The organism is Marisediminitalea sp., from assembly GCF_984433645.1.
The window spans coordinates 1-11,602 of sequence record NZ_CFIDRX010000136.1 but is presented as its reverse complement, the minus strand read 5'-3'; the positions used below and the strand labels follow the sequence as shown (position 1 = coordinate 11,602).

The following is an 11,602-nucleotide window of genomic DNA, read 5'->3' as shown; positions in this document are numbered from 1 at the left end:
CTGGAAAGACTTGCGGAGCAACGCTCTGTTGTTTTCTCGCAGTTGCGCAACGTAAATGGCAATAGCGGTACACAGCAAAGCGATAAACCAGGAGACCGGATGAAAATGGGTTTCTGTCCAGCCTGTTGCTGGTTCCGCCTCTAATTGCCACTGACCATAGGGTAATTTAACAGGCAATGTCACCGGGCGTTCGAGTTCTGCGGACACGTTTTTTTCGAAGATCCGGATCACACTACCCTGGTCTGTTGTTTTTTTCAGGACCAGGTTCAGACCGTGCTCTTCAGTCAGGCCGGCACGTTCAATGACACTGTCATAATCGAGCACCACTGAAATGACACCCCATGTCTCATCGCCCACGAATACTGGTAAACGCGCAATGAGACCGACGCCTCCCTGAACCAGATTTACCGGCCCATCCAGGATGGTTTTCCTTACCGAAATGGCTTTGAAGACAGAATCACGCTGTGCCGGGATATCTCGATAATCAATACCTCTGGCCTTTTCATTGCCTTCTATCGGGTAGATCATCTGAACAACAAAATCTTTTGCTCCACCAATATTGATGATGCTATTGCGCTGGGCCAGCAAACCGCCTACAAATTGAGAAAATTCGTCCTGCTCCAGTTCGGGGTTTAGCGAGACGTACGCAGATACACCACGCATCAGCTCTATGTTGGTATAGAGTTCGAATTCAAGATTCGCGCGCAGAGAAGCAAGTCGTTGAGTAACGTCGTTAATTTGCTGTTCACGCTCCCATTTGGATGCCAGAAAATCCGCAACCAGCGTTAACGCAACAGCCAGTAACACAATGACGCCAAAAATACGCAGTGGAAACGTCTTAACAGTCATTGAATTTTATACAAATTTGCCGCCTAAAAGCGAACGGTTGTCTTGCACTTACAATCCCCCCTCATGGATTGACTACGACCTAAGTATCAACCACAACCGTGATTATTCAACTGTATTATAGCAATTCGTCAGTATTTTAGTTCAGCCTGATGTAATGTAGTTGATGTATTTATGAAGAACAATATGAAATTTTATACTTTTTAAAGCGTTATCGTAGAAAATAAAAAAAGCCCCGCTTCTGCGAGGCTCTGTTTGTTAGTGATTTCACCAACAGATTCTTAGTTAGCGCTGTGTCTGACTATGTCAGTTTCGTTATTCGGGCATCTCCCAGCGACACCACAAAACCACGCTCACCTGGCAATCAGTCTAATCTGATGTACTGCGACGCTTGTGGCGTATCAGCAAATGACTGATAACGCTCCTGAAGCTTAATTTGACGAGAGGTATGTTCAATGACTTTTCCATTGATCAGCACCGTCTCTGCTGCTTCAGTGACTTCCAGCGGATCGCCGCTCCAGATAACCAGATCCGCACGAGCGCCTTTAGCCAGACTACCGATAGTCCCCTCCATACCAAAAATACGAGCAGGGTTCACCGTCAGTGCTGCCAACGCGGCCTCGTGTGACAGGCCATGAGCAACCGCGTTACCAGCATGTTGTGTTGCCAGTCGGATGTTGTGTGTTTCCATGCCAATAGCAATGGTAACGCCGGCATTGTGCAATCGCGCCGCGTTGGCCAGTGTAGCCCCCATCTGATCAAATCCACCAGGTAGGTTAAATTCTGGATCAATAATGACCGGAATCTTTGCGCTGGCCAGCTCGTCAGCAACACGCCAGGCCTCCATACCTTTAACCAGTACAACATTCATTCCCGGATGGCGCTGCTTAAATGCGATCACCTGGCGAATGTCTGCTGCGCGGTCGGCGTGGATCAGTAAAGGCACTTCACCCTTTATGACCGGTCTGAGAGCTTTCACATCCAAACGACTGTTAATGCCGTGCCAGTCAGACGTTGGCGACAAGCTCTTCGGTGCCTCTTGCACTTCGTTGATAGCGTTTTCCAGCATTACCCACACTGCCGCTCTCGAACCACCCGCATCATCGGCTCCTGCATTACCCACATTAACTGCCACAAAGGCTTTTGACTTCAGTACAGGCTGAGCATCGCTTGCAAGGGTGATCACCGCCCCCTGCCCGTGGAATAAATACTCGGTACGAGAAATAGTGGTTGCCGCAGATGTGACACCTTCCACCCGGCTGATTGCCATTAGCGACGAATCAGGGTTCACGGCATAGCTAACATCGTAAGCCGCTCCGGTGGCAGATATTGGCAACGTGGTTACTGAGCTATCTACAGTGCCAGCCGACATCCCGACTTCCACCAAGCCAAGTTGGGTATATGCGCCAACCAAACCCGGCGTTACATATTTACCTGTGGCGTCTATCACGGTATATCCAGCCGGGACGTCTGCCCCATTGGCAACACTCACCACCGTGTTGTTATCGATCAGAACCGTCGCAGATTCCAGTGTGCCCTGGGCTGTTCCAGTGAACACTTTGCCACCGACAACAGCAATTTTATCGGCTAATGCGGTCGCACTTACGCAAAGAAGCGCAGCAGTTAATACAAACGTCTTCATTTACTGTCTCCTTCACCAACTTGTCCCAACTCAAAATCAGCCACTGGCCAGCTTTGCGGATCGTTAAGATCATAGGCCAGACCACCGTCGATATAGACTTTTTCCGCTCTTGCGTAAGTGGAAAACGGGTTCGCAGTCCACATGACCAGGTCGGCATTCTTACCGCTTTCCAGAGAGCCAGTCTTATCGAAAATCCCCAACGATTTAGCAGGGTTCGCCGACAGCCAAATCCACGCATCTTCCTGTGGAATATCTATGCCCGCACGACGTCCATCGGCCCAGGCCTTAGCGGCTTCCTGATTGAGTCGCTGTATTCCCAGATCGCTGTCTGAATGCACGATGGTACAGGCGCCAGCATTGTGAACCATGGGCACATTTTCACGAATCCCATCGTAGGCTTCCATTTTAAAGCCCCACCAGTCAGCCCACATGGCTGAACACACGTTGTTCTCAGCCAGAATGTCAGAAATTTTGTAAGCTTCTACCGCATGCTGGAACGAGTAAATCTGGTAATTAAACTCTTTCATTACATCCATCATTACCGCCATTTCATCGGCGCGGTAGCAATGCATATGCACGCGGATGTCACCAGCCAATACCCCGGCCAACGTCTCTAAATTGAGATCGCGCTTGGGTGCTTTCGGGTTTTTACCTGCTTCATAATCAGCTTCGTACTGATCCCATTTGCGCATGTAGTCTTGCGCATCGGACCAAGCCTGTCGGTACCCGGCAACGTTCCCCATTCGGGTAGACGGACCACCGCGTTTGCCATATACGCGTTTGGGGTTCTCACCACAGGCCATTTTCAAACCATAGGGAGCGTCTGGAAATTTCATTTCCTGCATGGTGCGATGAGGCACGTTTTTTAACACTACAGAACGTCCACCGAACAAATTGGCTGAGCCCGGCAGGATTTGCAGCGACGTGACACCGCCGGCAAGTGCCCGGCCAAATCCGGGATCCTGCGGCCAGACTGAGTGTTCGGCCCATACGTTTGCGGTTACGGGTTTCACAATTTCATTGCCATCAGAATGAGAATGCGTAGAGGGATTCGGGTACACACCAAGGTGGCTGTGAACGTCGATAATCCCTGGCGTAACCCACTTTCCCTGACCATCAATGGTACGAACACCATCTGGTACCGACAACGTCTCGCCAATTTCAACTATCTTGCCGTCAGCAAAATACACCATCCCCTTGTCTATTTTGTTGCCAATGCCATCGAGTATCGTGACATTAGTGATCAATGTGGGTTCACCCGCCAGCGGTGTGTAGCGGCTTGGGAAGGGATTTTTATCGATACTGACTTTTGCTGCCTGTTCGGTTTTAGCGGCTTTGTCTTCAGAGCACGCTGTTAACCAAAACGCACAGCAACACAGCATCATTATACTGAGTCGTTTATGTGTGTTATTCATCTTTCCTGGATCCGTTATAGTGTGTTGTTTTCACCAGTTCCCGGCACCTGTTGTAGCCGACAATTGATGGAGCCAAGCCCACAACGCCATACCATAGGCGCAGCGCTGTAAACTATAACGTTAGCGAAAAGAAGCTGAAGCAACAAGTTCAGCGAGGACGGCTTACCTTAAAGATGTGCGGACTGTCGCAATACGTTTACAATCTCGTCTGCTTTTTGTAAACGGCGGATATTGCTGAACAGCGTTTCTGCCTGAGGATACTGGCGTTTAAGATAGCCACACCACTGCTTAATGCGGTTTGGGTAATAGCGACCTTTGTCACCAAAAATCTCATACCCGGAGTAATCAATGAGTAATTGTGAAAGGTCTTGCCACGCCATGGGGGCTTCTTCACCACGGATATGCCGCGCCAGATTGGGCATGGCCAGTGCCCCTCGGCCTATCATCAGATCATCACACCCCGACGCCTGCATACAACGCACTGCATCGTCGTGATTCCAAATTTCACCATTGGCGATAACGGGTAAGCGGGTGACCGCTTTAATTTTCTTGATCCAATCCCAGTAAGCCGGCGGTCGATAGCCCTCGGTTTTTGTACGGGCATGCACGACTAACTCACTGGCGCCAGCCTCATCAATAGCCACTGCATTGTCGATAGCCAAAGACTTGTCTTCGTAGCCCAGACGGATCTTCGCTGTCACCGGCAAATGAGCAGGCACCGCCTGACGTACTGCGTAAACAATATCATGAAGCTGTTGGGTGTATTGCAACAACACCGCCCCGCCTTTACTTTTGTTCACGGTTTTTGCCGGGCAGCCGAAATTCAGGTCAACACCCGGCGACCCCAGTTCCACGGCCGTCATTGCATTTTCAGCCAGCCATTCAGGGTGCTGCCCCAGCAGTTGTATTTTAACCGGCACACCGCTTGGTGTTTTACAGTCGTTGTGCAGTTCCGGGCAAAGTCGGTAAAAGGTTTTATGAGGGAGCTTTTGGTCAACCACACGCACAAATTCTGTTACGCACAGATCAAACCCGCCTACACGGGTAAGCATGTCACGCATTAAATGGTCGACGACCCCTTCCATCGGGGCTAGGTACACTCTCATAGTAGTCTGGGAACTCGGTGAAAAATTGGCCGCGAAGTGTAGCAAACATCACGCTGCCCAGTAAATATGTGGTGAGCTATTGGTTTTTTCGGTAGTCGTAAAGGTAAAGGAATTACACTTGTTGCGGCACTGAAGCCTGCACTGCGGTAGCTTCATGGCTATGCCACAGACACACATAGCAAGGATATTGCTTGTCCAGCGAACTGAAGAACGCCTTTTCGTCTTGTGCTTCTACTCGCACAAATCGCTGACTTATACCGTCGTAAAGTAAGGCTACAAACTGCACAACCATCCCCTCATTCATTTGAATAAGGGGATTATACGTTTAGACGTCTAGAATTCCAAACGTCTATTTGTAATTTTATCGCAAATTATTGTGCGTTGGCGTCAGATAGCAAATACCGTAATGCGCCACCAATAGCTGCAACCTGAGCCAAATTGCAAATCTCATCGGTTGCTGACGGGCTATCCGGATATACTTCTGTGGTTGAACACATGGGGGCGTTAGTAAACCCGCCACACAAAAACAGGGCTTTCTTGTCGTAGCCGATGACGCCTTCTGAAAGCAGGGTTTCACCAATGATGCGGCCACTGTCGTCGGCCGGTGCAATATGCGTTACCTGCTTAACTTCGCGGATCATGGCTTCCTGCAAAGCAATACAGGGCTGCTGTGTATCGGCAACCAAATAAAAACCGTCCGGGATGTTCCAGGTCTTCTGCTCAATTGCGTCTCTGGCGGCCAAGGCGGGTCGAAATTCACTGTTATCGGTATCGGTGGTTTCGTGAAGATCCACGTGCAACGTGATGTCAAATGGCAGTGAATTGACAAAATCCATAAGCAACTGGGATTCAGCTACCGGTGAATCAGGTTTAAATGAACGATTAGGATCAACGGCTTTAGGATTCCAGCGGTTAATCGTTTCATAGCCCCATGGACTCACGCAGGGCACGATAACGAAATTGACTTTGCCGTTATAAGCCGCACTGTATTCGTTAGCGAATAAAATAGCGCCCTGTACACCGCTGGTTTCGTAACCATGCACACCACCGGTAATTAGAACCCACGGTGCGCCATCAACGGGACTTTTAGACAGCAAGGCATACAACGGATAGCGCTCGGTATCGTAGGGTAACGCGCCATATTGAACCCGGGTCAACGTTTCTGGCAATGCCGTTAACTTTGTCAGCACTTCCTCTGCGTAACTGCGTTTAACAGACTGAAGTTCAAGCCACTGGCGTTTTTCATTCTCACCCCATGGCGTTCCGGGCGTACCAATTGGATACATAGTCACCTTCATCATTTTATTGAATTAAAAAATAGACTGTAGCTTAGCATAAACGCGATCAGGCATTCAGTAAGCACCTGAATTTGTTCAGACTCCACTGCCCTATCAACTTGCCACCCTGAACAATTATCGTGCAACATGCGCTGTCTGTAGAGTTAATTTACTAACCATTTCAATAAGTAACGATATGGCTCAGGTATTGCTTCGGGGATTACTAACTACCAATGGTACTAAACTGGCGCTGCTTAGCTGCACCACGACATTGATTTGCACAACGACGTGCCCTTTGGCGATCACCTGATAGCCAAGGGGCATTTTTGTTTAAAAAACGTGATACCGACAATAACGAGGCTTCTTATGGACGCGAAAACAATTTCACTGGTTCAATCTACCTTTCAGCAAGTCGTACCTATAGCAGGGACCGCTGCATCCTTGTTTTACACCAAACTGTTTGAACTTGATCCGTCGCTTAGACCCCTGTTTAAGTCAGACATCACCGAGCAGGGCAAAAAACTGATGCAAATGATTGGAGTAGCAGTGAATGGTCTGAACAATCTCGATGCGCTAGTTCCGGCCGTAGAGCAACTTGGTGCACGCCATGTCGGTTACGGCGTGCAGGACAGTCACTACGATACGGTGGGGACTGCCCTGCTATGGACGCTGAATAAAGGGCTGGCCGAAGACTTCACACCGGAAGTAGAAGCCGCCTGGACAGAAGTCTACACCCTGCTGGCAGGCGTCATGAAAGAAGCCTCAAAAACGCAGGTTGCCTGATAGCTCAACCCTTACAAATAAACAACCACTCGGATGTGCTGCTTGTCATGATCCTAGTGCTAATTACCAATGCCAAAGAGTACCGTCTTCAAGCCGGTTAACCGGCAAACATGCACGTTTGTACGGGTACTTTTTGGCAAGTTCTTCGTCTATATCGACACCATGCCCTGGCGTTTCTCCCGGAGTGAAGTAACCGTCATCAAACTTATAGCTGACACTGAACACCGATTCCATCAATTCACTGTGTGGCATGTGCTCCTGAATACCGAAATTCGGCACCCAGTAATCAAAATGCAGCGCGGCCCCCATACAAACTGGCGACAAGTCCGTCGCGCCGTGGCATCCCATTCGAATGTGGTACAAACTGGCCAGATCGGCAATACGGCGTAACTGCGTGATCCCGCCGGCATGTACAACAGTGGAGCGGATGTAATCAATCCACTGATTCTGTATTAACGCCTGACAGTCGTGAATAGAATTAAACACCTCTCCTACCGCAATGGGCGTCGTCGTGTGTTCACGGATCAGCTTAAAGCCTTGCTGGTTCTCGGCCGCTACCGGATCTTCCATCCAGAACAGGTGATAAGGTTCCAGCGACTTACCCAGACGTGCCGCTTCAATAGGACTTAAACGGTGATGCACATCGTGAAGGAGATGTATATCGTCACCGTATTGTTCACGCACCGCGGCAAACAACTTCGGCGCAAAGTTCAGGTATTTCTCAGTCGACCATACCGATTCCGTTGGTAGGTCTGCATCGGCCGGCTCGTACTTCTGGCCTTCTTTCGCCACCCCGTAAGTGCTTTTTACACCGGGAATACCCGATTGAACACGTATCGCTTTGTAACCGTCCTCAATGGCTTTACCTACGGCGTCCAGTGTTGCCGGAATATCAGCGCCATTCGCGTGGGTGTATACCATGATTTTATCCCGACTTCGGCCGCCCAGTAACTGGTACAATGGCAAACCCGCTACCTTAGCCTTTATATCCCATAACGCCGTGTCTACCGCTGCAATAGCAGTCATCCCCACGGGTCCACGTCGCCAGTATGCACCGCGATAGAAAAACTGCCAGATATCTTCAATGCGGTGAGGATCTTTCCCTATTAAAGCCGGAGCAATGTAGTCTTCCAGGTAACTCACCACGCTTTTTTCTCGCCCGTTGAGCGTAGCATCGCCGATGCCATAAACTCCTTCATCGGTGGTAATTTTTAACGTAACAAAATTGCGGCCCGGTGAACAAACGATGACGTTAACGTCGCGGATTTTCATGATTATGGCTCCCGTCAGAATAAGAGTTCGGGTAAAAACAAAACAAGTGGCGGATACAGTGCCAGCACGACAACCAGTGCAAGTACCGCTATAAACAATGGCACAGCAGCCTTAACATAGTCAGTGGTAGAACAACGAAGAATATTACACACTGCGTACATTGCTATTCCAACTGGCGGCGTGGTGCCCCCCACAGTCACCATTATCAACATCAGTATGCCGAAATGGACTGGGTCAACACCGACAGACTGCATGAGTGGTACCAATATCGGCGTAAGCAACAAGACGGTAATGGTGCCTTCCATCACCACACCAACTACGAGCAAGATAGCCAATGCCATAAGCAATATGAGTTGAGGTTGCTCAGTAACTTGCGTCACCGCGAGCGTAAGTGAAACAGGTAGTTGCTCATAAGCGATAGCATACCCTACCACGCCGGATGCCAGGATAATTAGCATGATCATGCCGATGTCACTGACGCTTTCAGACAACGACGTTGTGATATCAGACAGTGTCAGTTCCCGATACGCGAACCGACCAACAACACAAGCATAAAGTACCGCAAACGCGCCCGCTTCAGAGGGGGTAAAAATTCCAAACCGAATAGTAACGATCAGTAAGACAGGAAACAGCAGTGCCCATTTGCTTTGATTTATCGCCTCCAGGATCTGCTTAAATGAAGGCGGATTAGCCTGTGTTGGCGCAAACCCTTTTTTCCTGGCCTGAAGATAAACCACAAGCATCAAGACCAGTGTAAGCAACAGTCCGGGGATGAGCCCGGCCAGAAACAATTTACCGATCGACACGTTGCCCATGTACCCATATAAAATCAGACCGATACTGGGGGGAATACAAGCAGTGATCAGTGCACTTACCGTAATGGTTGCCGCACTGAACCCTTTACTCAGCCCTGAGGCCTGCATAGGCTCTCCGAGAATTCGGGCCTGCATTGCCGCGTCAGCTATCGCCGAACCAGACACACCGCCCATTAGTGCGCTGAGCACAATGGTCACGTGGGCGAGTCCTCCGCTTATCCAGGCAACCAGCAAATTCGAAACATGAATTAACCGTTTAGTAATGCCTGAGCAGTTCATCACATGCCCGGCCAGAATGAAAAACGGGACAGCCAATAAGGGGAAGCTCTGGCTCGCCGCTACCATGCGCTGTACCGCAACCGCTGTTGGTAATTCCGGGTTCTGAGCAAAGTACACCATTCCGCTGGCAATCAATGTAAATGCCAGCGGCAGGCCGAGCAACAGCAATATGAGGAACACCACACCACTCATGAAAGCGACTCCTTCGCTGCTTTGTTAATGGGATGCGTTTCAGGCGTCAATTCGCTTGCTAAAAACGCTGGCGGATTCTGCAAGGTATCACCCGGTTTACGCAAACAATGAAACACCCTGACACTTTGCTGTAGAAGCGTTACGAGCATGAGTACTGCACCTGCAGGTAACGCGGCGGTTACACACGCATAAGGAATAGCAGTGCTACCCAGAGTTCTGGCGGGATTTATTCCGACTAACTGAAAACCGAAAACTGCTACAACCAACATGCAGCTCATGCTTATCAGGTTTAGCGCCAAAGTCAGCCGCAAACGATTAATCAGGCGCAAGCGATTCATCAGAATATCCAGCCTGGCGTGACTTCCTTGCCGAAGTGCGTGGTTGGCTGCAATGACAGACAACCAGGCAAATAACAGCTGTGCGATGTCCACAGACCATATGATCGGATACCCTGCAGTGCGCAATATTGCCGCTAATAAGACCAGCAACACAATAGCGGCCAGCAACATTACCGCGATACCGCGTTCGATTTGAGCCCACATCAATGAGATTCCCTGATATCAACGCCCATTTGTTCAGCCAGATATTGCTGAATACGCTGATACACGTTTTCATAGCCTAATTCGGTGTAAACTTGTTGTGTGGCATCTTTAAAGGCGTCGATGTCAGGTTCAACTATTTCCACCCCCGCCGCAGCTAATGCCTGTTCTATTTCGGACTGCCGAGCCTGTACCAATGACGTGGCAAACGCGCCAGCTTCAAGGGCGCTCTTTTGGACTAAATTCTGATGAGCCTTGCTTAGGCGTTTAAACCAGTGATTACTGGCAACCAAGCCGGAAATCAAATGAATATGACGGGTTTTGTTCACATACCCAATGACCTCGTATAACCGCGCTCCAAAAGTCCCCGCATGCTGAGCCTCGGCCCCATCGATAACACGCTGCTGCAAACCACTGTAGACCTCGGCCCAACTCAAAGGGGTGGGTGTGGCGCCCATCGCACGAATGGTACTTATCCAAACGGGTGCGCCAATCGTTCGTAGCCGCACACCATCTAAATCGTCAGGCGTGAAAACCGGCTTATTGGTAAGCACATGCCGTTCCCCCTGCCACCAGTTAAATCCTAATACCTTGATACCGGACTGTGTTGCCAGGGCATTGGCCCATTGTTCAAACATCGGCGACTGAACCAGCACATTGAGCTGTTCTACGTTGTCAATAAGATAAGGCGCACTCAGCACGCCAATTTCAGGCTTATAAAAAGATAACCGGCCAGCATCAACCAACACCGCAACAGGAGCGCCAGCCATCGCTTGTTCCAGAATGTCGTTGTCGTTGCCCAACTGGGAGCCTACGAAGAGACGAACCTTGATCTGGTTGTCAGAACCTTGTTCTACAGCCTGCTTAAACCGAAGTAAGCCCTGATACATCGGGTCGTTCTGGCTCAGTGCTGTTACCACATTTAACGTGGTGGCCTGCGCTGGCATGTAGCAAGCTAAAAACGCAAGTACAACCCGAGCGAACAAAAGGCAGGTTTTCCATAATGGTTGCTTCACAGGTATACCAGGCCAGACATGAGCATTGTCTCCAACAGCATTAAAATGCGACTGTAAAACATACTGATTTCATTGCTGATGCTCAATAGCGCAGGCATTCTTCAATTCCGCTTTGCCATTACTTTTTATGACTAAGCATGCTTGAAGCGACCCGTTATAAAACGGGTTTCTTGATAATTGAAATAGCGACCCGATACCATCGAGCGCGACTGGCTGCGTAGGTAAGTACTTTTATGAAAGAATGCGTTTGATGAATATCGTCGACGGCTTGTTCTTTGATATGAAAGCGCAGATTTACACTGATTGAAGTAATTGAGGTAGCAGATACGCAAAAAAAAAAGACCAGCTGGATAGCTGGTCTTTTTATATGGCGTCCCCTAGGGGATTCGAACCCCTGTTACCGCCGTGAAAGGGCGGTGT

At 49.5% G+C, this 11,602-nt stretch carries 11 protein-coding genes; 1 reads left to right on the top strand and 10 read right to left on the bottom strand.

Annotation, left to right across the window (positions count from 1 at the left end; all coding sequences use genetic code 11):
- The 6 genes from AC4MRN_RS15430 to AC4MRN_RS15405 form a co-directional block, all read right to left on the bottom strand.
- Positions 1–849, bottom strand: an 849-nt coding sequence (locus tag AC4MRN_RS15430) for a CHASE domain-containing protein (protein WP_491203771.1), incomplete at its 3' end; no start/stop codon positions are given.
- 361 nt (positions 850–1,210) lie between these two features.
- Complete coding sequence (locus tag AC4MRN_RS15425) at positions 1,211–2,488, bottom strand: amidohydrolase family protein (RefSeq protein ID WP_491203770.1); 1,278 nt, start codon at positions 2,486–2,488, stop codon at positions 1,211–1,213.
- A complete protein-coding gene (locus AC4MRN_RS15420) occupies positions 2,485–3,903 on the bottom strand; it encodes an amidohydrolase (protein ID WP_491203769.1) in 1,419 nt (472 codons plus the stop codon). The genes AC4MRN_RS15425 and AC4MRN_RS15420 overlap by 4 nt, the downstream gene beginning before the upstream one ends.
- Positions 3,904–4,070: 167 nt before the next feature.
- On the bottom strand, positions 4,071–5,009 hold the full coding sequence (gene dusC, locus AC4MRN_RS15415; RefSeq protein WP_073322593.1) for a tRNA dihydrouridine(16) synthase DusC: 939 nt from the start codon (positions 5,007–5,009) through the stop codon (positions 4,071–4,073).
- A gap of 112 nt (positions 5,010–5,121) precedes the next feature.
- Positions 5,122–5,295 carry a hypothetical protein gene (locus AC4MRN_RS15410; protein WP_491203768.1) on the bottom strand — a complete coding sequence of 58 codons (174 nt, stop codon included), beginning with the start codon at positions 5,293–5,295 and terminating at the stop codon, positions 5,122–5,124.
- A gap of 85 nt (positions 5,296–5,380) precedes the next feature.
- The gene (locus tag AC4MRN_RS15405; RefSeq protein WP_491203767.1) at positions 5,381–6,295 is read right to left on the bottom strand and encodes a M14 family metallopeptidase; all 915 of its coding nucleotides are present in this window, start codon (positions 6,293–6,295) and stop codon (positions 5,381–5,383) included.
- 357 nt (positions 6,296–6,652) lie between these two features.
- On the opposite strand from AC4MRN_RS15405, the gene AC4MRN_RS15400 reads away from it, so the two are divergent.
- Positions 6,653–7,069, top strand: a complete 417-nt coding sequence (locus AC4MRN_RS15400; protein WP_073322598.1) for a globin family protein — start codon at positions 6,653–6,655, stop codon at positions 7,067–7,069.
- 63 nt (positions 7,070–7,132) lie between these two features.
- Here the strand turns inward: AC4MRN_RS15400 and manD are convergent, their stop codons facing one another.
- The 4 genes from manD to AC4MRN_RS15380 are packed head-to-tail and all read right to left on the bottom strand — an operon-like array spanning position 7,133 to position 11,182.
- Positions 7,133–8,341, bottom strand: a complete 1,209-nt coding sequence (gene manD, locus AC4MRN_RS15395) for a D-mannonate dehydratase ManD (protein ID WP_487966800.1) — start codon at positions 8,339–8,341, stop codon at positions 7,133–7,135.
- Positions 8,342–8,355: 14 nt separating this feature from the next.
- Positions 8,356–9,627 carry a TRAP transporter large permease gene (locus AC4MRN_RS15390; protein ID WP_491203766.1) on the bottom strand — a complete coding sequence of 424 codons (1,272 nt, stop codon included), beginning with the start codon at positions 9,625–9,627 and terminating at the stop codon, positions 8,356–8,358.
- A complete protein-coding gene (locus AC4MRN_RS15385) occupies positions 9,624–10,169 on the bottom strand; it encodes a TRAP transporter small permease (protein ID WP_491203765.1) in 546 nt (181 codons plus the stop codon). The genes AC4MRN_RS15390 and AC4MRN_RS15385 overlap by 4 nt, the downstream gene beginning before the upstream one ends.
- Positions 10,169–11,182, bottom strand: coding sequence for a C4-dicarboxylate TRAP transporter substrate-binding protein (locus AC4MRN_RS15380; RefSeq protein ID WP_491203764.1), 1,014 nt, complete (start codon positions 11,180–11,182; stop codon positions 10,169–10,171). The genes AC4MRN_RS15385 and AC4MRN_RS15380 overlap by 1 nt, the downstream gene beginning before the upstream one ends.
- Positions 11,183–11,602: the final 420 nt, after the last annotated feature.